This window comes from Pseudomonas sp. SH10-3B, assembly GCF_019891415.1.
Taxonomy (GTDB): Bacteria; Pseudomonadota; Gammaproteobacteria; order Pseudomonadales; family Pseudomonadaceae; genus Aquipseudomonas.
The window spans coordinates 80412-105502 of sequence record NZ_JAFLXD010000004.1; the positions used below are offsets into that span (position 1 = coordinate 80412).

Sequence of the window (25091 nt, forward strand, 5' to 3'; positions counted from 1 at the left end):
CATGAGTGAAAAAGCAATCCTGAGCTGCCGCAACCTGGGCAAATCCTACGAGGAAGGCCCGGAGTCGGTTGTGGTGCTGTCCAACCTGCAACTGGAACTGCATCCCGGCGAGCGCGTGGCGATCGTCGGCAGTTCCGGTTCGGGCAAAAGTACCTTGCTCAACCTGTTAGGTGGCCTCGATACGCCGTCCCAGGGCAGCGTATGGCTGGCCGGTGAAGAACTGTCGGCCTTGAATGAAAAGGCCCGTGGCCAGTTGCGCAATCGCTCGTTGGGCTTTGTGTACCAGTTCCACCACCTGTTGCCGGAATTCACCGCCCTGGAAAACGTGTGCATGCCGCTGTTGATCGGCAAGACCGCGATCCCCGAGGCGCGCCAGCGTGCCAAGGCCTTGCTGGAGCGCGTCGGCCTCGGTCACCGCCTGGAGCACAAGCCGGCCGAACTGTCCGGTGGTGAGCGCCAGCGTGTGGCAATCGCCCGTGCCCTGGTGAACAACCCGGGCCTGGTGATGCTCGACGAGCCCACCGGCAACCTCGACTCCCACACCGCCCAGGGCATCAAGGACTTGATGCTGGAACTGAGCACCCAGATGCGCACCGCGTTCCTGGTGGTGACCCATGACATGAGCATGGCCCGCCAGATGGACCGTGTGCTGCACCTGCAGGAAGGTCATCTGGTCGCCATCTGACCTGTTTCAAGCCCGGTGCCTGACGCCGGGTTTTCTATTTTTCCAACGGTGCCCGCGAATGTTCAGACCGTTATCGATTTTCATCGGCACGCGCTATACCCGCGCCAAGCGCCGCAACCGTTTTGTTTCGTTTATCTCGATGACGTCGATGATCGGCCTCGCCCTGGGCGTGTTGGCGATGATCGTGGTGCTGTCGGTGATGAACGGCTTCCAGCGCGAAATGAGCTCGCGCATCCTCGGCATGGTGCCCCACGCCACTATCGTCGGGGTGAACCCGATCGATGATTGGCAGCCGGTGGCCGCTGCGGCGATGAAAAATCCGCAAGTGACTGCCGCCGTACCGTTCACTCAGATGGACGGCATGTTCTCCTACAAGGGCGCGATGCAGCCGATTGAGATCAGCGGCGTTGACCCGGCCCAGGAAGGCAAGGTGTCGATCGTGGCCCAGCATATCGTGCAGGGCAAACTGGAAGACCTGAAACCCGGCGAGTTCGGTGTGGTGGTCGGCGAGATCACCGCCCGGCGTTTTCGCCTGAATGTGGGCGACAAACTGACCCTGATCGTCCCGGAAATCAGCAGCGCGCCCGGTGGTATCACCCCGCGCATGCAGCGTTTGAACGTGGTGGGGATCTTCAAGGTCGGCGCCGAGCTGGATGGCTCCATGGCCCTGATCAACAGGGCGGACGCGGCCGAGATACAGCATTGGCAGCCGAACCAGGTGCAGAGCGTGCGCCTGGCGTTGAAAGACCTGTACGCAGCGCCCAAGGTCTCGGCGGACATCGCCGCCAGCCTGGGTGCAGGCTACAAGCCCGATGACTGGACCCACACCCAGGGCAGCCTGTTCAGCGCGATGAAGATGGAAAAGACCATGATCGGCTTGCTGTTGCTGATGATCGTTGCCGTCGCGGCGTTCAATATCATCGCCACGCTGATCATGGTGGTGAACGACAAGGGCGCGGACATTGCGATCTTGCGCACCATTGGTGCCACCCCTCGGCAGATCATGGCGATCTTCATGGTGCAGGGCACGGTGATCGGCATTGTCGGCACCCTGATCGGCGGCGTGCTGGGCGTGATTGCCGCGCTCAACGTGAGTGAGCTGGTGGGCTGGCTGGAGCGGGTGAGCGGGCAGCATATCTTCAGTTCGGACGTGTACTTCGTCAGCAACCTGCCTTCGGAACTGCAAAGTGGCGATGTGGTGCTGATTTGTACGGCCGGGTTTGTGTTGAGCTTCCTGGCGACGATTTACCCGGCGTATCGGGCGGCGAAGATTGAGCCGGCGCATGCCTTGAGATATTCGTAAGATTTGACACGGTCGTTGTCGGTCAATCAGTTTTTACAGGGGAGTGCACTGCACCTGTAGAGACTTTGTTTACGGCCAAGTCCTTAGCAGGTTTTTGCACTAAGACAGCTTGGCCGTATCAACACCTCCCTCTGCACGCAACTCTATGGTTGCCTCGTCCGGTATTGTATGCGCCCAATTGGCCAAGGGGTGGCCGATAGATTTTCTTCAGCCGGCACAGCTGTAAATGATCAGCGTCGTGCGCAGTCACTTCACCAGTGTCAGCAACCCAGTCACTCCCGGTATTTTCGGCGGGGGTAGGCTTTTCCTTATTAGTTAATTAACCATGATTGACGACTGGTTTTCAGGACCATTCTTCGTAAGAATAATGACTGTCGGTTTAGAGCGCTGGAATAAGCCTGTAAGTATGGCGCGCAAAGCCGGAAAGTTACGAGTGGTTACGGGGAATGTGAATATGAAAGAGCGGTTACTAAACTTATGTAAAAAGTATGATGTGGAAATCGTTAAATATTATAAACAAAGCAATGACCCTGCGTTGCGCAGCTATGATTTGACAAGAGGGGGTTGGTGTTTTGGCATGACGATCGACTGGTTGCGATGTAAGCGTAAGAATATTGATTTCTGGGGGTCGCTCAATAGCGACTCGGGGAAGAGTCGCGTACGTTTTCTCATGGCGCGTCAAGAGATGGTGCTTCTAAAAGGCACTTTTGCAGATACGAAACCCCAGGTTCAGGCGGGAATGTCCTCGGCAGGCTTGGTGTTGCGCACTTTAGAACTATGCGCAGGGATTAATGATCAAGTGTGTGCGACTGCTTTAGTCGACTCGCTGTTACGGGGGGAGGGCCGATATAGATATTTCTCCATCCACGACGGCCTCGGTACTGCTCATGCGATGGGCTTTCTGCGTAGTCAAACGCAGCTTGTCTTCATGGATCCTAATGCGGGTGAGTTTGTATTTCCAAAGGAATCTGTATTTGGGCTTTGGCTGTTGGAATACTTGAAGTTAATGAGATACGAGTCAAAGGGGTTGCTAAGGACTTATTTGGTGCAATCTTTCGGTTGATTAGATTGCGCCGATTCTTGTAAGTGACTCTTTATCTTACGTCCGGATTCAGATTCCTTAGAAGATGTTGGCGTTTGGCCTTACCCGTGCAGCTCAATTATAAACCTTGTGCATCCCGCCTCTGATTCACAAAAAATCTTCCCCCCATGCGCTCTTACAATCGACTGAGTAATCGCCAGTCCCAGCCCGGCATGCTCGCTGCTGCCTTCATGGCGCGCCGGATCGGCCCGATAGAATCGGTCAAACAATCTCGGTAGCAACTCTGGTGGAATGCCTTCGCCGCTGTTCTCGACCGTCAGCGTTACGCCCTCCACCAAACTTACACGGACTTCACCGCCCGCTGGCGTAAACCGCAGTGCGTTATCGAGCAAGTTCGAAAGCGCCCGGCGCAACATGCCGCGATCACCCAGGGTATGGGCAGTGCCTTCACGCACCAGGCTGACGTGGGCGTCTTCTGCCAGCAAAGCGAAAAACTCCAAAAGGGCATCCACTTCAATCGCCAGGTTCAGGGCCTCACGTTTGGGCACCAGCAAACCGTGATCCGCCTTGGCCAGGTACAACATGTCATTCACCAATTGCGCCATCCATTGCAGCTCTTCCAGATTGCTGTGCAGCGCCTCGCGGTAATCCTCCAGTGGGCGCGGCTGGGTGAGGATGACCTGGGTCTGGGTCAGCAGGTTCGACAGCGGCGTGCGCAGTTCATGGGCGATATCGGCAGAGAACGCCGACAGGCGCTGGAACGCGTCGTCCAGCCGTCCCAGCATGGCGTTGAAGGCCTGGGCCAGTTCAGCCAGTTCCACCGGCATGTGTTGTTGGGGCAGGCGTTGGGTGAGGGAATGGGCCGACACGCTGGCGGCCACTTCACCCATGCGCCGTAACGGCCGCAACCCGCTGCGCGCGGCCCAGGCACCGAGCAGCGCAGTGGCCAGGGCCGAGAGGCCAACGGTGAGCCAGATCAAACGCTGCATGCGTTGCAGGAAGTGCTGGTGGTGGGTGATGTCGAGCATCAGGCTCAATTGCGGTGAGTCGACTTGGCCGGCGTTCAGCGGTGCGTTGTAGACGCGGTAGTCGGTGTCGGCGTTTTGCAGGCTATGCAGGCCGGGTGCGTTAGGCAGGGTGACGCTCGGCGCATCGTCCAGCCAGCGCTGGCCGGCGGCGGTGATGCGCAAGGCAAGGTCGGGCTGTCGATTGAGTTCGGCGCGCAATTGCGCCTCGCGTTGGTTGAATGCTTGAAACGAATCGACGCCCTGCAAAGTGCTGCGCACTGCCACGAGCTTGCTGTCGAGTTGCTGCTGGTCCAACTCGATAAAGTGCGCCTCACTGGCCTGGTTGAACAGCACACCCGCAATCAGCGAGACCACCGCCGTACAGCCAGCAAACAACAGCGCCAGGCGGCTGGTGAGGGACAAGCGCTTGATCAATTGCACCGCTCCTCCAGCACATAGCCCATGCCGCGCACGGTGTGGATCAGCTTGGTGGGGAAGGTGTCATCGACTTTGAGGCGCAGGCGGCGGATCGCCACTTCGATGATATTGGTGTCGCTGTCGAAGTTCATGTCCCACACCTGGGAGGCGATCAGCGACTTGGGCAGCACTTCACCCTGGCGCCGCAACAGCAACTCCAGCAGTGAGAACTCCTTGGCAGTGAGGTCAATACGCTGGCCGTTCCGCTCGACGCGACGGCGAATCAGGTCCAGGCGCAGGTCGGCCAGTTGCAGGGCGGTTTCCTGCGGCGTGCTGCTGCCACGGCGCAACAGGCTGCGCACCCGCGCCAGCAATTCGGAAAAGGCGAAGGGCTTGACCAGGTAATCGTCGGCACCGAGTTCCAGGCCGTGCACACGGTCTTCCACAGCGTCCCGGGCAGTCAGGAATAGCACCGGCATGTCCAGGCCGGCACTGCGCACGGCTTGCAGGATCTGCCAACCGTCGCGGCCGGGCAGCATTACATCGAGGATCAGCAGGTCATAGTCACCGGTCAGCGCCAGGTGCTGGCCGCTGGTGCCGTCGGCCACCAGTTCGGTGGTGAAGCCAGCCTCGGCCAGGCCTTGGCGCAGGTAGTGGCCGGTTTTCGGTTGGTCTTCGACGATCAGCAATTTCATAGGCGGCTCTGGGTAACGGGTGACGAGGGGCTTTATACCGTGGGTGCCAGGGGAAGGGCGCAACCTGACAAAGTTGTAATCTAGCAGTCAGCTGGCTGGCAGCGGCGCAATCTTAGAGTGCTGTCCAAGCAGGTTGCACACTTTTGGAGAATCGAGATGGTATTGCGTACACCCCTGTTGTTGGCGGGCTGCCTGTTGGCGTTGAGTTTCAATGCCATGGCGGATGCGGCCCATACCTATGCGTTCGGCCGGCCGGCACCGGCTGAAAAGGCCACGCGTACTGTGGAAGTGACGCTGCAGGATATTTCCTTTTCGCCCAAGTCCCTGGACGTCAAAGCCGGTGAGACGGTGCGCTTTGTACTGGTCAACAAAGGCCGGTTGCTGCATGAATTCAACCTCGGTGACGCGGCGATGCATGCCGAACACCAGAAGGAAATGTTGCAGATGCAGGCCAGCGGCATGCTTACGTCCACCGGGATGGGCAAGATGGATCACGGTGCCATGGGCCACGGTGAGATGGGCGGCATGAAACACGACGATCCCAACAGCGTACTGGTGGAACCCGGCAAGACCGCTGAGCTGACCTGGACGTTCACCAAGGCCACTGGGTTGGAGTTTGCCTGCAACCTGCCCGGGCATTACCAGGCGGGCATGGTCGGCAAGCTGACCGTTGAGTAAGGCGTTTCTTAAGGGCGGGGGCAAAGGCTGGTAGACTGGCGCGGTTTATTTAGCCAGGTTTCCGCCATGCATCCCGCAGCCGAACATTCGCCGCTGGGCAAGTCCAGTGAATACATCTCCACCTACACCCCTTCGTTGCTGTTCCCGATTCCACGCGCCGCCAAGTGGGCCGAGCTGGGCCTGAGCGCCGAGACCCTGCCGTACAAGGGCGTGGACTTCTGGAACTGCTTCGAGTTGTCCTGGTTGCTGCCGTCGGGCAAGCCGGTGGTGGCCATCGGTGAATTCAGCATCCCGGCCGACTCGCCGAATATCATCGAGTCCAAGTCGTTCAAGCTGTACCTCAACTCGCTCAACCAGACCGCGTTTGTCGACGTGCAAAGCCTGGAAGCGACCCTGCGCAACGACATCGGCGCCGCTGCGGGTAAACCGGTGGATGTACGCATCCGCAGCCTGGCTGACGTTGAAGCCGAGGGCGTGCAGGCGCTGCCGGGGGTGTGCATCGACGAGCTGGATATCAGCGTCAGCAACTATGAACACCCGCGCCCGGAGCTGCTGCGTTGCGATGATTCGCGCATGGTCGAGGAGAGCGTGCACAGCCACCTGCTCAAGTCCAATTGTCCGGTGACCAGCCAGCCCGATTGGGGCAGCGTTGTAGTGGAGTACTGCGGTGCGGCGTTGGATCACGCCAGCCTGCTGGAATATCTGGTGAGCTTTCGCCAGCACTCGGACTTCCATGAGCAGTGTGTGGAGCGCATCTTCCTCGACCTGCAGCGCTTGCTGAAGCCGGAGAAACTGACGGTGTATGCACGGTACGTGCGCCGGGGTGGGTTGGATATCAACCCGTACCGCAGCACTGAGGATGTGGCGTTCCAGAACGTGCGCCTGGCTCGCCAGTAAACAAGTGTGGGAGGGGGCTTGTCCCCCTCCCACATTTTGGTTCTGTGTCTGGCTTGAGTTCGGGTCAGATGCCCATATTGCCCAAGGTGATCATAATATTGCGCAATGTCCCGGAAATCACCGGGTGCTCAGCGTCGAACTCTATGGCAGCTTGACTCACATCGTCGGAAATACTCGGTGTCTGAGTAGCCGGCTCAAGTTCAAGTTGTAATTCGAACTTGGCAATCAAGGCCTCCAGCGCTTCACGTTTTTCTTGCGGCAGCGGCGGTTCCTGTTCCAGCTGCCCGCGCAGGATATTGACCTGTTCTTCCAGTTTTTTGCGATCAGGCATGACGTTCTTCCTTTTATCGATAGGCACTGGCATAGACCGCGGCACGCCGTGAAAGGTCTACGGACTGACCTGTAGATTAATCCACGGGCGCCGACTGTGCATGATCTCGATCAGGGCTTCTCGCCTTTGAGCTGGCGCAGGCTGATGTCGGCCAGGCAGGTGCCGAGCTCACCGAGGTGATCGATCACCGAGTGTACCCCCAGTCCATATAGCTCAACGGTGGCTTTGCCGCGCTTGTGCTCGCGTTCCTTGTCGCTCAGCGCCTGCCACTGCTCAGGCGCCAGGCCGCACAGCGAGCCGCAGGAGGCCAGGCCAATGGTCCACAATCCGGCATTCAGCCCCGATTGCAGCAAGCGCGGTTCGCCGCTGACCAGTACACAACCTTCCAGGCGTTGAATGTTCAGTTCCATCAAGGCTTGCCAGCAGGCATGGGGCGCGGGCCAGCGGATGGAGGAGGGGGATGCAGCCTTGAGCCAGCCGGGCAGTACGGCGGCCAGTGGTGTGGTCACCGAAGGCGGCAGCTCATCCAGCCAGGCACAGGGGACGCCTTGTTCCTTGAGGCTGCGCAGGATTTTCAGAGCGCCGGGCGTGGCCAGGGAGTCAGGGGAGGGAGAGTCAGTGCGCGCCCGGGAGCCAAAGTCCACCAGGCAACCACTCAGGCCAAACAGAACAGCAGTCAAGGCGGGCGCGTTGGCGATGGCTATCTCGGCGTGAGGCATGTCGACATCCCTGAAATAGCTGTGACGCTATCGGCGTAGGATGACAAGCAGATGACAGGCGGGTTAATTGTAGGAAAATTGTCCATTTGTATTAGGAGGATTCCTAGCAGCTGCCTAATTGGACACTTCCGTCATATACTGACGGCCTTATTCAGGGCATAGCGCCCATGACAGACCATTCAAGGAGCAAAAGCTATGCGCTGGAGCCACTACTTCGCTCAGCTGTCGGTGTGTGCCACAGTCTTACTGGCGCCTTTCGCCGCACAGGCTGCGTCGGAAGATGATCCATGGGAAAGCATCAACCGCCCGATCTTCACCTTCAACGACACTGTTGACACTTACGCCCTCAAGCCATTGGCCCAAGGCTATGAGTGGATCACCCCGCAATTTGTCGAAGACGGTATCCACAACTTCTTCCGCAACATCGGTGATGTCGGCAACCTGGCCAACAACGTGCTGCAGCTCAAACCCCACAATGCCGGGGTCGACACTGCGCGTTTGCTGGTTAACACCACGTTCGGCGTGCTGGGCTTTGTCGACGTCGGCACCAAAATGGGGCTGCAACGCAGTGACGAAGACTTCGGCCAGACCCTGGGTTACTGGGGTGTGGGCAGCGGTCCATACGTGATGATCCCGCTGCTGGGCCCGAGCACCTTGCGTGATGCGCCGTCCAAGTACGTGGACAGCTACACCCAACCGTACCGCTACATGAACGATATCGGCTGGCGCAACAGCACCATGGGCCTGAACATCGTGGATACCCGCGCCAGCCTGCTCGACAGCGAGAAGCTGATCACTGGCGACAAGTACACCTTTATCCGTAATGCCTACCTGCAGAACCGCGAGTTCAAGGTCAAGGACGGCAAGGTTGTCGACGACTTTTAAGCTGTGATGTTTTGAAATGAAAAAAAGGCGACCCTGATGGTCGCCTTTTTTGTGCGCGGCTTTCAGCGCATTTTCAAGATCTTGAGCCCCAGCTGTTGTTCTTCGCCTGCCGTCTTGGTCCATACCACTTCAGTGTCCGCTTCCAGGCCCTTGAGCGCCGCATGCTCTGAATCAATGCGCACAGTCAGCAGGTCTCCGACGTTGAACTGGCGCGGTGCCTGCACCTGCATCCCGGAGCTGGAAAGGTCCACGCAAACCCCGGCAATCTCCTGGCCTTCGTGGAGCAAAGATACTTCTGCATCCACCCGCATGCGGATGAAATCGCGTTTTTCGGCGTAGTCGCGCTCGTGTTCGCCCATCGGCTCCATCCTTACTTTGTGTTGTGGTCGTGACTGTTCTTATAACTCCCGGTGATTTGCGATGTAAAGACGCCCGGCGACCATCGGCATGAGCTTGAAACACCTGACGGATGGGAGTACCGTCTGCGCCTTAGAAGGGCACCTCTGCTTTACAGTTGTGCGTGGGCAAAACGCCTATGCTTTGTAGGACAGAGAGGCTAGAAAGCGAATCCAGTAGTGTGAGCCCGGCCATTGCCGACTCGCCTACGCCAACCTAATTCTGGCGCCGTTTGCCCACATGCAAAAAACCAGTGCCACGCTGCTGATAATCGATGACGACGAAGTAGTGCGCGCGAGTCTCGCGGCCTATTTGGAAGACAGTGGCTTCAGCGTCCTGCAGGCCAGCAATGGCCAACAGGGTCTCCAGGTATTCGAGCGCGACCAGCCCGACCTCGTGATCTGCGACCTGCGCATGCCCCAGATGGGCGGCTTGGAGCTGATTCGCCAGGTGACCGAGCTTGCTCCGCAGACGCCGGTGATTGTCGTGTCCGGCGCCGGCGTCATGAACGATGCCGTCGAGGCGTTGCGTCTGGGCGCTGCCGACTACCTGATCAAGCCCCTCGAAGACCTGGCGGTACTGGAGCACTCTGTGCGCCGCGCCTTGGATCGTGCGCGCTTGCTGGTAGAGAACCAGCGTTACCGCGAAAAGCTCGAAACCGCCAACCGCGAACTCGAAGCCAGCCTGAACCTGCTCCAGGAAGACCAGAACGCCGGTCGCCAGGTGCAGATGAACATGCTGCCGGTCAGCCCCTGGACCATCGACGAATTCCAGTTTGCTCACCAGATCATCCCGTCGTTGTACCTGTCGGGCGATTTTGTCGATTATTTCCGTGTAGATGAACGGCGTGTCGCGTTCTACCTGGCTGATGTTTCCGGCCATGGAGCTTCCTCTGCTTTTGTCACCGTGTTGTTGAAGTTCATGACCACACGGCTGTTGTTCGAATCCAAGCGCAATGGCACCTTGCCGGAGTTCACCCCCTCCGAGGTACTGGGTCACATCAACCGAGGCCTGATCAGCTGCAAGCTGGGCAAGCACGTGACGATGGTGGGCGGCGTGATTGATGAAGAAACCGGTCTTTTGACCTACAGCATTGGTGGTCACCTGCCGATGCCTGTTTTATACACTCCCGACAGTGTGCGTTACCTGGAAGGGCGTGGTCTGCCCGTAGGCTTGTTCAATGAAGCGACCTACGAAGATCACATCCTGGAGCTGCCGCCGACCTTCAGCCTGACGCTGATGTCCGATGGCATCCTGGACCTGCTTCCAGAGCCTACACTCAAAGAGAAAGAAGCCGCCTTGCCCCAAAAGGTCAAGTCGGCGGGCGGCAGCCTGGATGGCCTGCGGCAGGTTTTTGGATTGGCCACGCTAGGGGAGATGCCGGATGATATCGCCCTATTGGTGTTGAGCAGGAATCTTTGATGAGTACCGGAAGAATCCAATTCGCCGAGCAAGACGGGACCTTCGTCCTGAAGTTTGTCGGTGAAGTGCGCCTGACCTTGTGTTCAGCGCTGGATGCGACGATTGAGCGGATTTTCACAGCGTTGAATTTCTCGGCGATCGTGATCGATCTGACCGAAACCCGCAGCATCGATAGCACCACCCTTGGGCTGTTGGCCAAGTTGTCCATTCTGTCTCGGCAGAAGGTCGGCCTATTGCCGACCGTCGTCACCACCCACGAAGACATCACACGTCTGTTGCAGTCCATGGGCTTCGACCAGGTATTCAACATCGTTGACCGCCCGATCCCTTGCCCGGAATGCCTCACCGACCTGCCGTCCCAGGACCAGTCCGAGGAAGTGGTACGGGTCAAGGTGCTGGAAGCGCACAAGATCCTGATGGGCCTCAACGAGTCCAACCGCGAAGCCTTCCACGACCTCGTCAACGCCCTCGAGCGTCACTGATCCTTCTGCCGAACACATTCCAAATGTGGGAGAGGGCTAGTCAGCACATTCACAACTGACTCACCGCCATCGGGAGCAAGCCCCTCCTACAGTTGAACTGAGATCGGCTTGAGACACAAAAAAGGGCGGTACCCTCACAGGTACCGCCCTTTTTGCCGCCTCCGCTTTTTACAGCTTGGCGGACAACAGTGCCTCAAGCTTCTCCTGGTCCCGAGCAAACTGACGAATCCCCTCCGCCAGCTTCTCAGTCGCCATCGCATCCTCGTTGGACTCCCAACGGAACTGCGCTTCAGTCAGATGCACCCGCGCTTCCCCGGCATGCCCTGGCGACAGCTTGCGCTCCAGCTTGCCTTCATCCGCGGCCAGCTTCTCCAGCAGGTCCGGGCTGATGGTCAGGCGATCGCAGCCGGCCAGCTCTTCAATCTGGCTCAGGTTACGGAAACTCGCACCCATCACCACGGTCTTGTAGCCATTAGCCTTGTAGTAGTTGTAGATGCGCGTCACCGACTGCACGCCTGGATCATCAGCGCCGGTGTAGTCGTTGCCATTGGCTTTCTTGTACCAGTCGTAGATGCGGCCTACGAACGGTGAAATCAGGAACACGCCGGCTTCTGCGCACGCCACAGCCTGGGCAAACGAGAACAGCAGGGTCAGGTTGGTCTGGATGCCTTCTTTTTCCAGCTTCTCCGCTGCGCGGATGCCTTCCCAGGTGGAGGCGATCTTGATCAGCACGCGGTCACGGCTAACGCCAGCTTTGTCGTACAGGTCGATCAGACGGTGCGCACGCTTGAGTACGGCGTCAGTGTCGAACGACAGGCGCGCGTCCACCTCAGTGGAGATACGCCCTGGCACGACTTTCAGGATCTCTTGGCCTACGGCCACCGCGAAACGGTCGCTGGCCAGGCCGACATCGCCGTTGCAGTCCTGCACACACTCATCCAGCAGCTTGGCATAGCCGGGAATCGACGCGGCCTTGAGCAGCAGGGAAGGGTTGGTAGTGGCGTCTTGGGGCTTGAGCTTGGCAAGGGTAGAAAAATCGCCGGTATCGGCTACGACAGTGGTGAATTGCTTGAGTTGTTCCAGCTTGGAAGTCATGGGCGTGCTCTGTCCTATGGGTCTGATGACATTACCCGAGCGCTGGCAGGCGCTCAAGGGCGCAAATGCGTTCGATCGTTTGCGAGGGCAACAACCTGAAAACAGCCGTTTGAATGCCCGGCCGTACTGCTCAATAGGAGGCCAGAACGGCCGACAGGTTCAACCCGACTGCCCGATGACACTAGGATAGCGCTTCATGCCAACTGATCCCCTGCACGCTATCCAATCAACGCCCTTCCAACAAAGCCCCAGCCTGATCCAACAATGCCAGCGGATCCGCAGCCTTATGAATATCCACCGACAACAACTGCCTGAATCTGCGTGCCCCAGGGAAACCGGTGCCCAACCCCAACACATGCCGCGTAATGTGATGCATCGTCCCGCCAGTCGCCAAATGCTCAGCAATATAAGGCCGCAGTTGCGCCAACGCCTCAGCCCGACTGATCACCGGCGCTTCACTGCCAAACAACTGCTGGTCCACCTCCGTCAGCAGGTATGGATTGTGATAAGCCTCCCGGCCCAGCATCACCCCATCAAACGTGTGCAAATGCTCATGGCACTGCTCCAGCGTCTTGATGCCGCCGTTGAGAATAATCTCCAACTCCGGGAAATCCTGCTTCAACTGCGCCGCCACGTCATAACGCAACGGCGGAATGTCGCGGTTCTCCTTAGGCGATAACCCCTCCAGAATCGCAATCCGCGCATGCACGGTAAAACTGGTGCAGCCGGCATCCTTCACCGTCCCGACAAAATCACACAGCTCGGCGTAGCTATCCCGGCCATTGATCCCGATACGGTGCTTCACCGTCACCGGAATCGACACCGCATCACGCATCGCCTTCACACAGTCCGCCACCAGGGCCGGGTGAGCCATCAGGATCGCGCCGATCATGTTGTTCTGCACCCGGTCGCTGGGGCAGCCGACGTTCAGGTTCACTTCGTCGTAACCGGCAGCCTCGGCCATACGGGCACAGGCGGCCAGGTCAGCGGGGACACTGCCGCCGAGCTGGAGCGCCAGAGGGTGCTCGGCTTCGTTATGGCGCAGGAAGCGGTCGTGATCGCCGTGGAGGATTGCGCCAGTGGTGACCATCTCGGTGTAGAGCAGGGCGTGTTTGGAGAGCAGGCGCAGGAAGAACCGGCAGTGGCGGTCGGTCCAATCCATCATGGGTGCAACGCTAAAGCGCCGAGACAGTGCGGGGCTTGATTCTGCTGGGCTAAAGCTCTGTTTATCTAGCATTTTACTCAACGTGTTCTTGACGAGTTTTAGGGCGTTTTCAGGCGTTTTTGGAGGCTCGGTGGTACGATGTACCACCTAAAAACTGACGCGTACCACTTTTGAAATGGCGACTATCAGGGCAAGAAAACTGGCGGATGGGACTGTGAGCTACACGGCTCAAATCCGCATCAAACGCGACGGAGTGCAAGTCTACCAAGAGAGCCAGACCTTCGCCCGGAAACAGGCCGCCCAGGCGTGGACGCGCAAGCGTGAATCTGAGCTGGACCAGCCTGGTGCGATCGAGCGGGCCAACCGGAAGGGCGTCACCGTCAAAGACATGATCGACCAGTACCTGTTGGAAGTGGGAAAGGCCCGGCCGCTGGGCAAAACCAAGAAGGCCACGCTTGAAGCCATCGGCAAGATGGACATCGGCCAACTGAGCGATACCGACGTCACTACCCAATGCCTGGTCGACTTTGCCCTGTTTCGCATGAGCCGCGAGGGCGGCGGCGTCCAGCCGCAAACCGCCGGAAACGACTTGGCGCACCTCGGCGCTGTTCTGGCGATCGCAAAAGACGCCTGGGGCTACCAGGTCGATCCGCTCGCCATGGGTGGCGCACGCAGGGTCCTGCGCAAGCTGGGCTACAACCTGAAAAGCCGCGAGCGTGATCGCCGGCCGACTTTGGACGAGCTAGGCAAGGTACTCACGCACTACCAGGCCATGCAGGCTCGGCGCCCAACCGTCATCAATATGCTCAAGGTCGTGGGCTTTGCCCTGTTCTCTACTCGAAGGCTGGATGAAATAACCCGTATCCGTTGGGCCGACGTCGACGAACCTGGCCAGCGGGTGCTGGTGCGCGATATGAAGAACCCCGGTCAGAAGATCGGCAACGACGTGTGGTGCTACCTCCCGGACGAAGCGTGGCAGATCCTCCAGACCATGCCGAAGGCGGGCGAGGACATCTTCCCTTACAGCCCTGAATCCATCTCCACGTCCTGGGCCAAGGCCTGCAAGTTCCTGGAAATTGCGGACCTGCACTTCCACGACCTTCGGCATGAAGGCGTCAGCCGACTGTTTGAAATGGACTGGGACATCCCACGCGTGGCAAGCGTGTCCGGCCATCGGGACTGGAACTCGATGCGGCGCTACACTCACTTGCGTGGCAAGGGTGACCGCTATGTGGGCTGGGAATGGCACGAAAAGATACTGAGGGCGCCCGTCCAATTGGGCGCCGCATCAGAGAAGTGGCTCAAACGGCGTGTTTTATCCCGTTGAGCTGGTTGTGTTCCTTCACAGCGGCGGCGCGCTGCAAGTCGAGGTAGACAGCGAGGTCGGTGAGGTGGATGCCTTTGGCCGACTTCTGGCTCGATTCCAGGCGGGTGATGGGCAACTTGATCTGACCGCTCATCACTTTGCGCTGGAACATCTCCGGCGTCAGGTGCGTGAAGTAATCACGGCACACCAGCTCCAGGGAGATAATTGCCTGGCCGTCGTATTGGGCCATGAGAATGAAGGCTGTATTCATGATGGTCCCCTTACATCCGAAACGATTGATGTATAAACGCCGGCAGCGATTTGTATTCTGCAGGCTCTGGTCCGTCGCCCTGAATCTCGCAAACAAACCGATGGCGTTTCCGATTGGGCGCAGTCAGTGCATCAGTCAGGCCTGGCACGACCGAGGCGCAGTGCTCGTAGGCGTGGGGGCCGTTCCAGCTATCAGCCCTCACCACCTGGCAGTCAGTGCGGGACGCATCCGCACACAGGTAAAGCAAAAGAAATACGGTCATGGTGCGTTCCTCGCGCCGCAGTGCGGGCAGTCGTTGAAGCGTTGACGCTCGCTGAGGAATCGCCCACAGCCGTCGCAGTTGAGCCGGTCGCTGTAGGCGCGGTTGCGCGGACGATTGAGCTTGGGCAGCTTGAGTCCGACCGAGCGCAGTGCCTGCTTGTGATCGAGCATGGAGGCCTGCACCACCGGCCGACTGTGCTGGTCGATGTAGCCTTTCGGCCATGGCAGATAACCGCGCCCGGTGAAGCCCGCCGCATGCTCCAGGCTCCAGGTTCTGGCGTCCGCCAAGTTGGACGTGGGCCCAATGCCCAGCGCCATCCAGATCAGGCAGTTGCCGTCCCATACCTGTTGGTAAGCGACGTAGATGCGGTCGTCCGCCGGCGCAGCGGCCAGCGCCTGTTCCGCTGGCACGTCCAGATACTGATGATCGACGCCGACCTGTGCTCGGGTGCGGACGTACTCCACCGGCCAGGGTAGGTCGGTTTCGCGGCATTCGTACTGCTTGACCGCGGGCTCGCGCTTGAATTGCTCAGCCTCGTTGAGGTTCGAGGTGTAGCCGCCACCCTCTCGCCAGAACATGGCTCGGCTGCCGACATTGCTGCGGCTGTCCTGCAAGAAGAAGAGGTCAGACATGATCATTGACCTCCCATGAGCATGCGCGTCAGTGCATTGGGCTTGCCGTCCGGGGTCAGTTTGTTGAGCGGTTTTGTGATGCTACGACCGTTCGTTGCTCGCACGCTGGCAACGCTGCCATCGATCGCTTCTATGACGCCGGTACGAGCACTGAGCCGGTATTGCTGGCCACCACCGCTCATAGCGACGTAGCTGACCTTGTCGCCGACAGCCAGCGGGGTTGTGGTAGCCTCTGCGGTGCCGCCTTTGGGTTGATTCACTTGCATGGTGCTTCTCCTTTGGGTGGTCGGTGTCGAGGGGTTGCAGCCCCTCGGCACCACCTTCTTACTGGCTTTCGCCGGCTGGGTTTTGCTTCCGCACCAGGTGCAGTAGCAGGTTTTCAAACTCAACAACCTCATCTGTTGCTGACTGCCATTCCAGGACCGCCTGGATCTGATCCCGGCTGCACTCCAGCACCAGAATTTCTTTGTCGCTTACCGCACGAACCTCCAGGATCGCGACCAAACCCGGCGGGTCGTAGGCTTCGGCGTGAACGATTTTCCCGGACTCGTTAAACCAGTCCTTCAGCTCTTTCAGGTGCCGAAGACGGTTGGTTTCGCCCTGGCGGCCGTCACCGGTGATGACTTGGATGTGCATGGTGGTTCTCCTTTGGGTGGTAGATATCGAGGGGTTGCAGCCCCTACACGCCCTGGAATACCCAGCAGCGAATGGTTTTAGGCTTGTCGAATGCGTCGACCTGGCGCGCCGAGTTGACGGGCTTGTTCGACTCCAGAAACTTGGGTGATTTGCTCGTCTTCAGCAGGCGTTTAAGGTCGCTCAAAGGCGGGACCTGCTGCCGTTTATTGGCGGCCATCTCTACGAACTCGTTGAGGTTCACGGCGATCAGCCCATCGCGACGCGCATGGTTCAGCGCGGCTTTCTCGTCCATGCCATTGAGGAATTCGTACAGGTCCCAAAACTCGCGCACGGTCGGGTGGTCGGCGTTGATTGCCTGCTGCCGCTCCAGGGCCATGCGGTTGATTTCGGCGTGTGCGAGGGCCTTGCGGCGTTCACCGAGCGGCACGACACCGGCCAGTGCATCCACCAGACTGCGCAATTGGGCGTGGTTCTTGGCAATACGTACGGTGCGGACACCGGGCTGGGTCAGCAGCTCCTGTTCGTAGCCGGAAGTATTTTCTTCCATCAGGCGCATGGTTTCGGTTTCGCGTTGCAGCGCCTTGACCAGGAAGCCGCTGATGCTGTCCATCGGCATACGCTCCAGCTGCTCGGCGTACTGCTTGGTTTCCGGTGTGTGATGCTCGCGTGTCAGGTGGACGTGGCAGATACGCTGCAGGATTGGCTCAGATGCGTTCACCGGGTTGTTTTGCGCAATCAGCAAGGCGGCGCGGAATGGCGGTTCGTGGGTGTCGTTTCCGTTGTTTTTCACGCCGGTGGAGCGAACGCTGCGGCCGTTGTAGGCGGTTTTCAGTTCATCCCAGTCGAAGTGTTTAACCGGCTGGCCTTCCTTTTGTTCACGCTCGGACTCGATCAGCACTACCGGCAAGTTGCTGACCTGCGAGAAGTTGCGCGCACGGCTCGCGGCGGTCGCTTTGGACGGGTCGAAGCCTTCGTAATCAGTACGCCCGACCGACTTCCACAGCAGTTCCACCAGGGTGGTCTTGCCCGAGCCGGCTTCGCCAACCAGTTCCAGGAACATCAGTGACTTGTGGATCTGTCGGATCTGCTCGGCGTGCAACGCGCCCAGCCACCAGGCCAGCACTACCAGGCCTTGTACGCCAAAGCAGCGCCAGTAGATGTCGAACCAACCTTCGTTGTAGGTATTGAGGTCGGTGTTGATGTGCAGCACCGGCGACTGGCTCTGCGATTTGATGCTCAGTTTGCCCAGGTCGAAGAAGTCTTCCTTGTTGCGGACCTGCACCTTGCCGCCGTGAAAGGCCAGGTCGTTGAAGACATAGGCGCCATGGTCGCGGCTATAGCCGATCCATTCGATGGTGTTGACGGTTTTGAGGTTATCGAGCTGGGGCGCCAGAATTCGTTTCAGCTGTTGGGCGCTGCCCTCAAACATCGCGCCATTGGAGACGTTGAGCAGACGATTTGCGAACTCAGGCGCCGACGTGAGTTGTTTGGCCGTGAACGTGCTTTTAATCGCCGGCCCTTGCGGGCGCTCAATACGGAAGTAGTACCAGGCCTCATCGGTCAGGTCGTTGCGCATGTAATACAGCGCCTGGAAATTGCAATTGGCGATGCTGGTCACTGAGCCTGATTGGCGCAGAGCCTTGTAGCGCCGCTGTTCATCAGTCAGCAGCTGGTCTTCATGCCGCTCAGAGCTTTCCAGATCGCCCATGGCACGGTCGTACTTATCGAGGTCCAGCCGAAACCAGTACAGGCGCTTGCGGAACGTGAAGTTGAATTCCTTGCGCTCGTCGCGCAGGTAGATCAGAAACCCCTTTTCCTCTGCCGAATCAGCCAGCAGCAAGTCGCCGTGGTGGCGGGCTTCGTCCAGATCCTGGTCGATCCGCTCGGCGCGTTTGTCATCCCCCTCAATCGGCTTCCAGCGCAGGTGAAGGTCGTTCCAATCAACCTTCTTACCGTTGGGCTGCGGGATCACTGCCGCCTTGCAGGTGAAGCCCAGGTCACGGGCTTCTTTCGTCCAGCGGCGCATGTTGGCCTTGGCGACGGGCTCGTTATCCAGCGCCCACACCAGCAGTGGCAAGCGCTTGTCGGTGTCGTGGCGCAGTTTGGCCAGGGCTTTGAGTGAGTCGATCGGGCAGGGGGCGCTGGACATCATCGACACGGCCGACACGTCGTTATGCAGCAACGCGATGGCGTCGAAGATGCCCTCTGTTATCCAGAGTTCGTCGACCTCCAGCAGGTCCACGCTCGGCGGGCACCACCAGACGCCTTTGTAACCGGTCAAGCCTTCGCCGGTAGGGCGGAAGCGCGCTTTCATTTTGCCAAAGCGATCCGGCCGATCGATCAGCCGTTCCCAGTACCCACCTTTTTCCAGGGCGAAACGCACCGTGGCACTGCCGATGTTCAGTCGACTGTCCCAGTAGTTTTCCTGGGTGAACCAACCGGCGATCAGCTCAAATTTGAATCCACGTGCAAACTCCAGATAGGCGCGCGCCGTGGCAAGCGGGTTATCCGGCGTCGACGGGGCAGTCTTGCTCCAGTCGTTGAACAAGTCGTCGTAAACGTCCTTCACGTGGACTCGGTGGTCGCACTTTTCCGGCCGGCCGCAGATCAGTGTCCAGGGCGCGTTGTAGAAGGTGTAGAGGGTCTTCTGGCCGCAGGCAGGGCAAACGCCCTTACGCATATAGTCGGTGCCGCGCATGTGCTTGAGCTGGTAGTCCCGCTCAATGCGTTGGATGACGTCGGCGCGCAGCCTTTCTTTCATTTCCATCGTGGCTTACTTCGCTTCGTCAAGGCTGTGTTTAAGGGCGCCAATCAGGCTTTTTCGTGCAGCCATCGCAGGGAAGGCCACCAGCAACGAGCCATGCCGCAAACCTTCGGGGATCATGCGAAAGCGGTCGTCATACCAATGCTCGTTGAGCAGCACCGCGTACTGCGCACGTAGCTCAACAAGCAGTGCCTCAGCGTGGTCGCGGGGCAGTTTTGCGGTGATGGCGATGTCGATTTCCATGGTCCACCTCGGATTGCGGGCAAAGCTCACCCAAACCCATTGGGGATGGGGCGGGGGGGTAAAAGGGAGCGTTACTGAGGGTGTTGCTTGTGTACGGCGCTGCGCTGGTCGAGGAGTTTCTGTGGCAGAAACCGAGCCGGTACCGGGAAGCGTTGGTCAGCGCGGACATCCACCAGGTGGACGCGGGAACTTTCAGGCGCAGTGCCCCAATCAACTCCAATCCAACTGCGCTGTTTGATGACCTGCAGTTCAGTCCAGGCGTTGTGGACAAGTTTGGGTGCCATGAACACAGGCACTTCCAATGCAAGGGTCAGGTGGCGAATGCAGCGATCGAATAACAGATCGGAGTCCACCAGATGTTCTGCATCATGGCGTTGCAGGTAAGCGAAAGCAGCTTGTTGCATGCTGCTGCGGTAGTCATGAGTCTGTTGATCGAGGTTCATCACGCGCGCTCCATTTCCAGTTGGTCCAGCAGATCGGGTTGATCGTTGGCCGTTTTCATTGCTTGGCGACGAATGACCACGTCTGCAACTGGCAGCTTTACAGCTGGGTTGGGCATGCCGCTTGGGCTCAGTTCGTGGGTCATTTGAAACTCAGCACGCACTGCCCAGCCGCAGGCTTCGTTCGTGCACTGCATGTAAGTGATACGCAGGAAAATATGCTGGCCTTCGCTGGTGCGGATGCGCATGCGGCTGTGGCAGTGGGGGCAGACCAGCTTGTAAGTACTCATAACCGGCTTCCTTTACAGCGCTTCCGCGTCTTCGTAGGCAATGTTCAGCGGGGTGATTGCGTCACCGATGGCTAGGCGGATGTCAGTGCCGGAGCAGTCATGATTGGTGATGGCGACGATTTCTTTTAATGTGTCCAGTCGCTGTTGAGCGATCACCAGCAGATCCGATAGATGTTTCCTTTCTTCTTCAAGGATGTAGGTCATGGGTACTCACTCAAAAAAAGAAGTCGAACGCTTGCTGCAACGTTTGCAGGAGCGGCATGAAGCGCTAGAGAAGGTCATGCGTGGTCGAGATGCGATAAAGCTGAGCGACAAGGAAGCGCCGGGGCTAGTCGTGAGTGCCGAAGACATTCGCTTTGCTGTTGACGACGTAGCCACCGCGTTGAAAGAGATCAAGGCGCGGCTCGGCAAGGGCTGAAGGCAAGAACTCACTGGACGGCTCCTTGGCTATAAAGCTGGATCGTCGCGAAGACTTCTGCGTAGCGGGCCGACATGTAGGTGATTAGGGCGGCGATGATCGCGTCGGCTTCACGCCTTTCGATCACGCCGTCATCCAGGGCCGCAGACATGATCTGGTCTACCTTGCCCCGCTGGGCCGATGCCTTGAGAGAACGGCTGTACAACTCCACGTTGTCCAGGTTCTCCGGGACGCTCAGCGGAACGAACATGCCGCCGTACATTGAAGCGATGTAGTCGGCCAGGAAGGTGGTCCCGGCGACTTGCTCCAGACGATGAATGTGTTCATCGGTCAGCGGGCGGCTGCCGGCGTTCTCGTAGGCCTGGTTGTCGAACTTCTTCAGCGGCATGCCGAGATCTGCCGAGGCGTACATCCGACCGCCTGGGTAGGCGCCGATCACGGCCATAACGACGCTCTTTCTGCTGTCTAGAACTGGGCGTTTCATCTTCTGGTTTCTCCTTGGAGTCGTCGCCCCTACAGTCATTTCATACGGCCTGTGCAGAGATTTGCTCGGTGGTCTCCGCAAGGATTCCCGGCAGCACTTCCTTACCTATTACCCGCGACAGGTCTTGCAGGATCTGGAACGTCAACCGGCCACGAGGCAGCTTTTTGTTGCCAGCCCAGCGCTGAACCACTTGCGTCACCGTGCGCACTTCATAGCCGTGACTTAGCGCGAACTGACGAAAGTTGCTACCGCGCTCAATGAGCCGTGCTTGGATTTGGCGCTTTTCCATGGCTTGGCTCATGGTTGATGTGTTCCTAGTTGGTTAAGATGTACTCATTGCGCATAAGCCTATTTATTCTATTTAAATAAATCAAGCGGTATTTATTCAAAATGCAGAAAAAGTCTCTCGACGCCGTGCTCGAACGCTTGATGACAGTCTTTGCCGTTGATAGCGATAGCGAGTTGGCGCGTAAGCTCGACGTTAATCGACAGACGTTGGGAAGCTGGCGTAGCCGGCAGTCCATTCCTTATGCGTTATGCGTAAACGTAAGCGAGGCTGAAGGCGTTTCGCTGGATTGGCTGCTCACAGGGGAAGGGGCAATGTTGCGAGGTGGGCCAGTTGCGCCCACTGCTTCGCCAGTCACTAGCCCTCAGGAAGACGCAATCTTGGCTTTGTTCCGGTCTTTGGAAGAGACCGACAGGCGGGAGATACAGAGCGCTGCTGAAGAAAAGAAACGCATAAGGGACATAGAGCAGCGCCTAAAGGATTTGACTGACGCCCTTGCCGATACTAAACGGCCAGCATAGTCTGTGGCGATTGAAGTTTACGAGCTTATAGTTGCGATTTGAAATTATAATAGCAGCTTGCAGGCTAATAGCGTTGTATGGATCTACAGATTATATAATATAAATCATAGGGAAGTGTAGTTATGAAAATCGAATTTGATGTTTTGGTAACTGAGCCTCATATTTGTGAGGCGGCATTATGAGTGATGGTGGAAATGTCTGGTCCGATGACCTCATGGGGCGTGAGCCTAGTGCTAAGTTTCTAACTTCTTATCTTCTAGCAAATCCCCATATTAAAGTTTTGAATGTTAATTCTCCTTGGGGGGCGGGCAAGTCTTTCTTCTTAAGTCGTTGGAAAAGAGAGCTCAGTGAGAATCACGTGTGTGTTTTTTTTAATGCTTGGGAAACAGACTATACAGCTGAGCCCCTTATAGCACTTGTCACATGCATTGAACAGCAAACTATGGACAGTGCCTCTCTTGGTTCAACGGATGCTGGTAAAAATGTTATTAGAGTTGCGTCAACACTGATGAAAAAAGCTGCACCTCTGATTGCTAAAGGACTTGTAAAAAAGTTTACAGGAGTTGAGGTTGAGGAGTTGCTTGGAAAAGAAGCGGCAGATGACTCTGGTAACTTGGCAAAAGGGGTGGTAGAGACTTTAATAAAAGAGCAATCTAAAACGGCGACTCACGTTAAAGAATTCAAAGAAGCTATTCTCGAAAAGCTAGCGCAGGCGGGGCTAAATTTTGATAAAAAAAGCCCAGCGTTTATTTTTATTGATGAGTTGGATAGATGCCGTCCAACATACGCTATTGAACTTCTCGAAAGGGTCAAGCATTTCTTCGAGCTTGAGGATTGCCGCTTTATTGTAGCCTCAGACTCGACCCAGCTAGCTCATTCTGTACGAGCAGTTTACGGTGAGAAATTCTTCTCAGAACGCTACCTGAGCAGATTTTTTGATGCTGAATTTAGGCTTGATAATACAGATATTTATAAAGTTGCAAAGTGTGCGAAATTTGATTCGAATTATGTCGGTCTGCAAATTTCTACTTCTGGCTATTCGTCGAGTTATGTTCAGGGTGCGAAAAGCATAGAACCATCTAGCAGTACTATTTTTACTAATGAGCCGAATTATCCAGAATGCGCCTTGATTCTGGTCGGGATGGCAAAATATTTCAGGGTCGAGCTTAGAGAAATGCTTCGCTATTCTCAGCAAATTAATAGTATGGCTAGTGCACTTCCTGCTCACAGCTTTCATTATTTTTGGGCGGCTTACCTGATATTTTCTAAGGCTGCAGATGAGGAGCTATATCAGTCATTAGAAGTCGGAGATAAGTCCGATTTAGCTATTGATGAGTATGAGTCAAGTAAGGCGTTTCCTGTTAAGTTTACTTTTTCTGGTAGTCAAGAAAACTTAGGGCAAATTGCAAAGCTGTATACGCGGCTTCTAAATTCATCTGATGAAGACTTGCGAACGCTATTGAATAATATGAAAGGGTGGAGAGAAAATGTTGTTCGATATGGTTACAGGGATCTGGATACACTACGTCTTTACAAAAAGCTCGTAGAACTTGCGCATAGAATCACCTAGCGAGTGGATGTTCCGAGAAAAAGTGTAGATTCGTTTGGGTGAGGTGCACTAACGGTTGGACTTCGCCCATTCTCTGTCTATTGCCCGTTTGGCCGTTTTCTCACTGGCATACAGCCAGCGCAATCGCCTTAGCTTCGCCTGATCCCCCACCGTAATCGTCTTTTCCTTTCCGGTTTTTTGGTCGCGGTAGTACGCGATGATGCCTGTGTAATCGTCCTTGTTATCTTCCGCCAGGTCTTCAACGTTGTCCTCGGGCAGCTTGCTCTCCAGTTCCAGGCTGACGGTGTAGCCGCCATCCGCACTCAGGCTGTGCTGCACGTTGCCGCCGTACCAGATGATCTCGTCGATTTCAGCCTTCACGCCTTGGAGCGTGTACGTCAGCTCGGGGATCAGATCGGGCCGGCCCATTGCCAGGTTGTAGCTGAGGGTGGCGCTGCCGCGTTGTAGGCGTCGGAACTCAGCACGGGCGGCGCGCAAGGCCGACTGCTGGTCGCTGTACGTGTGGCGAAGGTCTTTGAGGTTGTCACCGCCGCCGGCAATGGCTTCCTGTTTCTTGGCGCTGTTCACGTCGTAGTAATACGCGCGTACGCCGTCGTAGCTGTCGCGGTCGGCTTGCAAGTAACGGTGCTGGTCGCCGTCGGCACGGGTGAGGGTGATGTGCGGCAGATCCAGACCGCTGGCGGTCTTGCCTCCGCCCGCCGGCAAGCACAGCAGGCACCCGGCTTTGACGCTGGCCACCGCGTCGAACTCTTCGCCCAGGCGGCTGATCAGGTTGGCATCGGATTCGTTGGCCTGGTCGAGCTGCAGGATGGGCAAACTGTCGAGAGTGCCAGCAATGGTGGTGGTGAGACCGTTACCAATGGCTATATCGCCCAGGACGTCGCCGAGGGTGGTGTTGCTCCAGCTGCGCTCGCGTTTGGTTTTCAGACCCTTGCGTAGATCTGCCGATCGAGCGCGAATACTGAGCACGTCCGGCGAGCCGCTGTGCTCGGTTTCGTCGACGGTGTAGGTGCCTTTCTCGACCAGGCCGGTGTCGCTCCAGCCCAGCCATAGGCGCAGCACCGCGCCCTTGGGTGGGATCGTCAGCAGGCCGTCGTGGTCGCTCAGGGTGATGCTCAGTTGGTCGGCCTCGACGCCGCGGTTGTCAGTCAGCTCCAGGCTCATCAGCCGCGGGCTGATCAGTTGGGCGATGTCCAGGCCGTCGACGGCGAGCCGGAAGGCGGGCACAGGATAGGCCGCGTCGCGGACGTAGCGCTCGGCGGTGTTGCGCAGATAACCGGTGACCTTGGCGATGAGGAGGTCGATCACAGCAAACCTCGCAGGATGTTGAAGCCGATGCTGGTAGCGGCGCCGAGCAGGTCGATTCGGTCGTCGTCGGTCCGCTTAAGGCTTAGGGTGAATTCAATCCGGCGAGGAGTGCCGTCTCTGAAAAATACGGTCTTGGTCTCGCTCAGGCTGTCGATGATCCAAAGCCCATAAATCCTCCCGGTACCCTCGACCATGGGCCAGGCCTTGCCGGTGTTCGCCATCAAGCGAATCGCGTCGAGGCTGACGGCGCTGCCCGCCAACTCGGGGAAGATGATGCCGGGGAGGGTGATGGCGTCATCCCCACGGCCTACGAATTGCCGCGCGGGAGCGGTGCCTACGCGGTTGTTGCTGGCGTGGCGCCAATCGGTTTGACGTTGCAGTTCCTGGTAGGCGGCGGTTCTGAGGCTGAACACGAACATGCCGAGGGCCATCATCATGGTG

At 57.7% G+C, this 25091-nt stretch carries 32 protein-coding genes; 12 read left to right on the forward strand and 20 right to left on the reverse strand.

Annotated features, from left to right (window positions below; translation table 11 throughout):
* Position 1: 1 nt before the first annotated feature.
* From lolD to J1G35_RS04605, 3 genes are all read left to right on the forward strand, one after another.
* Positions 2-685 carry a lipoprotein-releasing ABC transporter ATP-binding protein LolD gene (gene lolD, locus J1G35_RS04595; RefSeq protein WP_024074097.1) on the forward strand — a complete coding sequence of 228 codons (684 nt, stop codon included), beginning with the start codon at positions 2-4 and terminating at the stop codon, positions 683-685.
* Positions 686-743: 58 nt separating this feature from the next.
* The gene (locus J1G35_RS04600) at positions 744-1988 is read left to right on the forward strand and encodes a lipoprotein-releasing ABC transporter permease subunit (protein WP_053136529.1); all 1245 of its coding nucleotides are present in this window, start codon (positions 744-746) and stop codon (positions 1986-1988) included.
* A gap of 325 nt (positions 1989-2313) precedes the next feature.
* Positions 2314-3051, forward strand: a complete 738-nt coding sequence (locus tag J1G35_RS04605) for a YopT-type cysteine protease domain-containing protein (RefSeq protein ID WP_223013790.1) — start codon at positions 2314-2316, stop codon at positions 3049-3051.
* An 80-nt stretch (positions 3052-3131) separates the two neighbouring features.
* Here J1G35_RS04605 and J1G35_RS04610 read toward each other — a convergent pair whose 3' ends face one another.
* Positions 3132-4472 carry a heavy metal sensor histidine kinase gene (locus tag J1G35_RS04610; protein ID WP_223013958.1) on the reverse strand — a complete coding sequence of 447 codons (1341 nt, stop codon included), beginning with the start codon at positions 4470-4472 and terminating at the stop codon, positions 3132-3134.
* The gene (locus J1G35_RS04615) at positions 4469-5149 is read right to left on the reverse strand and encodes a heavy metal response regulator transcription factor (protein WP_223013792.1); all 681 of its coding nucleotides are present in this window, start codon (positions 5147-5149) and stop codon (positions 4469-4471) included. The genes J1G35_RS04610 and J1G35_RS04615 overlap by 4 nt, the downstream gene beginning before the upstream one ends.
* Before the next feature lie 156 nt (positions 5150-5305).
* Between J1G35_RS04615 and J1G35_RS04620 the strand changes: the two genes are divergently transcribed.
* Both J1G35_RS04620 and queF read left to right on the forward strand, forming a co-directional pair.
* The gene (locus tag J1G35_RS04620) at positions 5306-5827 is read left to right on the forward strand and encodes a cupredoxin family protein (RefSeq protein WP_223013794.1); all 522 of its coding nucleotides are present in this window, start codon (positions 5306-5308) and stop codon (positions 5825-5827) included.
* Between the two features lie 66 nt (positions 5828-5893).
* Positions 5894-6724, forward strand: coding sequence for an NADPH-dependent 7-cyano-7-deazaguanine reductase QueF (gene queF, locus J1G35_RS04625; protein WP_223013796.1), 831 nt, complete (start codon positions 5894-5896; stop codon positions 6722-6724).
* A 64-nt stretch (positions 6725-6788) separates the two neighbouring features.
* On the opposite strand, the gene J1G35_RS04630 is transcribed toward queF, so the two are convergent.
* Both J1G35_RS04630 and J1G35_RS04635 read right to left on the reverse strand, forming a co-directional pair.
* Complete coding sequence (locus tag J1G35_RS04630; RefSeq protein ID WP_053136514.1) at positions 6789-7055, reverse strand: DUF4404 family protein; 267 nt, start codon at positions 7053-7055, stop codon at positions 6789-6791.
* A 110-nt stretch (positions 7056-7165) separates the two neighbouring features.
* Positions 7166-7774, reverse strand: coding sequence for a hypothetical protein (locus J1G35_RS04635; RefSeq protein ID WP_053136511.1), 609 nt, complete (start codon positions 7772-7774; stop codon positions 7166-7168).
* Positions 7775-7969: 195 nt separating this feature from the next.
* Between J1G35_RS04635 and J1G35_RS04640 the strand changes: the two genes are divergently transcribed.
* Complete coding sequence (locus J1G35_RS04640) at positions 7970-8659, forward strand: VacJ family lipoprotein (protein WP_053136508.1); 690 nt, start codon at positions 7970-7972, stop codon at positions 8657-8659.
* Between the two features lie 62 nt (positions 8660-8721).
* Here the strand turns inward: J1G35_RS04640 and J1G35_RS04645 are convergent, their stop codons facing one another.
* Complete coding sequence (locus tag J1G35_RS04645; RefSeq protein ID WP_053136506.1) at positions 8722-9018, reverse strand: PilZ domain-containing protein; 297 nt, start codon at positions 9016-9018, stop codon at positions 8722-8724.
* Positions 9019-9295: 277 nt separating this feature from the next.
* Between J1G35_RS04645 and rssB the strand changes: the two genes are divergently transcribed.
* The gene (gene rssB, locus J1G35_RS04650; protein ID WP_027604216.1) at positions 9296-10477 is read left to right on the forward strand and encodes a two-component system response regulator RssB; all 1182 of its coding nucleotides are present in this window, start codon (positions 9296-9298) and stop codon (positions 10475-10477) included.
* On the forward strand, positions 10477-10959 hold the full coding sequence (rssC, locus tag J1G35_RS04655; protein ID WP_003172602.1) for an anti-sigma factor antagonist RssC: 483 nt from the start codon (positions 10477-10479) through the stop codon (positions 10957-10959). Before rssB ends, rssC begins: the two co-directional genes overlap by 1 nt.
* A gap of 168 nt (positions 10960-11127) precedes the next feature.
* Here rssC and tal read toward each other — a convergent pair whose 3' ends face one another.
* Together tal and dusA are read right to left on the reverse strand one after the other, a co-directional pair.
* On the reverse strand, positions 11128-12054 hold the full coding sequence (tal, locus tag J1G35_RS04660) for a transaldolase (protein WP_053136503.1): 927 nt from the start codon (positions 12052-12054) through the stop codon (positions 11128-11130).
* A gap of 226 nt (positions 12055-12280) precedes the next feature.
* A complete protein-coding gene (gene dusA / locus J1G35_RS04665) occupies positions 12281-13291 on the reverse strand; it encodes a tRNA dihydrouridine(20/20a) synthase DusA (protein ID WP_223013798.1) in 1011 nt (336 codons plus the stop codon).
* Positions 13292-13394: 103 nt separating this feature from the next.
* Here dusA and J1G35_RS04670 point away from each other — a divergent pair, with 103 nt between their 5' ends.
* Positions 13395-14546 carry a site-specific integrase gene (locus J1G35_RS04670; protein WP_223013800.1) on the forward strand — a complete coding sequence of 384 codons (1152 nt, stop codon included), beginning with the start codon at positions 13395-13397 and terminating at the stop codon, positions 14544-14546.
* On the opposite strand, the gene J1G35_RS04675 is transcribed toward J1G35_RS04670, so the two are convergent.
* From J1G35_RS04675 to J1G35_RS04715, 9 genes are all read right to left on the reverse strand, one after another.
* Positions 14521-14796: a pyocin activator PrtN family protein gene (locus tag J1G35_RS04675; RefSeq protein WP_223013802.1), complete on the reverse strand. Its 276-nt coding sequence runs from the start codon at positions 14794-14796 to the stop codon at positions 14521-14523. The genes J1G35_RS04670 and J1G35_RS04675 overlap by 26 nt on opposite strands.
* Before the next feature lie 258 nt (positions 14797-15054).
* Positions 15055-15690, reverse strand: a complete 636-nt coding sequence (locus J1G35_RS04680; protein ID WP_223013804.1) for a hypothetical protein — start codon at positions 15688-15690, stop codon at positions 15055-15057.
* Positions 15691-15692: 2 nt separating this feature from the next.
* Entirely contained in the window at positions 15693-15956 is a 264-nt protein-coding gene (locus tag J1G35_RS04685; RefSeq protein ID WP_223013806.1) for a hypothetical protein, read from the reverse strand.
* Between the two features lie 58 nt (positions 15957-16014).
* A complete protein-coding gene (locus J1G35_RS04690; RefSeq protein ID WP_223013808.1) occupies positions 16015-16326 on the reverse strand; it encodes a hypothetical protein in 312 nt (103 codons plus the stop codon).
* 43 nt (positions 16327-16369) lie between these two features.
* Complete coding sequence (locus J1G35_RS04695) at positions 16370-19087, reverse strand: toprim domain-containing protein (RefSeq protein WP_223013960.1); 2718 nt, start codon at positions 19085-19087, stop codon at positions 16370-16372.
* A gap of 12 nt (positions 19088-19099) precedes the next feature.
* The gene (locus J1G35_RS04700) at positions 19100-19333 is read right to left on the reverse strand and encodes a hypothetical protein (protein WP_154949476.1); all 234 of its coding nucleotides are present in this window, start codon (positions 19331-19333) and stop codon (positions 19100-19102) included.
* A 71-nt stretch (positions 19334-19404) separates the two neighbouring features.
* Entirely contained in the window at positions 19405-19776 is a 372-nt protein-coding gene (locus J1G35_RS04705; protein ID WP_223013810.1) for a hypothetical protein, read from the reverse strand.
* Complete coding sequence (locus J1G35_RS04710; RefSeq protein WP_169838488.1) at positions 19776-20063, reverse strand: ogr/Delta-like zinc finger family protein; 288 nt, start codon at positions 20061-20063, stop codon at positions 19776-19778. The genes J1G35_RS04705 and J1G35_RS04710 overlap by 1 nt, the downstream gene beginning before the upstream one ends.
* 12 nt (positions 20064-20075) lie before the next feature.
* Complete coding sequence (locus J1G35_RS04715; RefSeq protein WP_223013811.1) at positions 20076-20267, reverse strand: hypothetical protein; 192 nt, start codon at positions 20265-20267, stop codon at positions 20076-20078.
* Between J1G35_RS04715 and J1G35_RS04720 the strand changes: the two genes are divergently transcribed.
* The gene (locus J1G35_RS04720; RefSeq protein ID WP_154949472.1) at positions 20266-20481 is read left to right on the forward strand and encodes a hypothetical protein; all 216 of its coding nucleotides are present in this window, start codon (positions 20266-20268) and stop codon (positions 20479-20481) included. The two genes, J1G35_RS04715 and J1G35_RS04720, sit on opposite strands and share 2 nt — an antisense overlap.
* A 10-nt stretch (positions 20482-20491) precedes the next feature.
* Here J1G35_RS04720 and J1G35_RS04725 read toward each other — a convergent pair whose 3' ends face one another.
* Both J1G35_RS04725 and J1G35_RS04730 read right to left on the reverse strand, forming a co-directional pair.
* Entirely contained in the window at positions 20492-20965 is a 474-nt protein-coding gene (locus J1G35_RS04725; protein ID WP_154949471.1) for a YmfL family putative regulatory protein, read from the reverse strand.
* A 40-nt stretch (positions 20966-21005) separates the two neighbouring features.
* Positions 21006-21254, reverse strand: coding sequence for a hypothetical protein (locus J1G35_RS04730; RefSeq protein ID WP_223013962.1), 249 nt, complete (start codon positions 21252-21254; stop codon positions 21006-21008).
* Between the two features lie 101 nt (positions 21255-21355).
* Between J1G35_RS04730 and J1G35_RS04735 the strand changes: the two genes are divergently transcribed.
* Complete coding sequence (locus J1G35_RS04735) at positions 21356-21772, forward strand: helix-turn-helix domain containing protein (RefSeq protein WP_262417140.1); 417 nt, start codon at positions 21356-21358, stop codon at positions 21770-21772.
* A gap of 178 nt (positions 21773-21950) precedes the next feature.
* Entirely contained in the window at positions 21951-23342 is a 1392-nt protein-coding gene (locus J1G35_RS04740) for a P-loop NTPase fold protein (protein ID WP_223013813.1), read from the forward strand.
* 48 nt (positions 23343-23390) lie between these two features.
* Here J1G35_RS04740 and J1G35_RS04745 read toward each other — a convergent pair whose 3' ends face one another.
* Both J1G35_RS04745 and J1G35_RS04750 read right to left on the reverse strand, forming a co-directional pair.
* On the reverse strand, positions 23391-24650 hold the full coding sequence (locus J1G35_RS04745; RefSeq protein ID WP_223013815.1) for a phage late control D family protein: 1260 nt from the start codon (positions 24648-24650) through the stop codon (positions 23391-23393).
* Complete coding sequence (locus J1G35_RS04750; protein WP_223013817.1) at positions 24647-25087, reverse strand: phage tail protein; 441 nt, start codon at positions 25085-25087, stop codon at positions 24647-24649. The genes J1G35_RS04745 and J1G35_RS04750 overlap by 4 nt, the downstream gene beginning before the upstream one ends.
* Between the last annotated feature and the right edge of the window lie 4 nt (positions 25088-25091).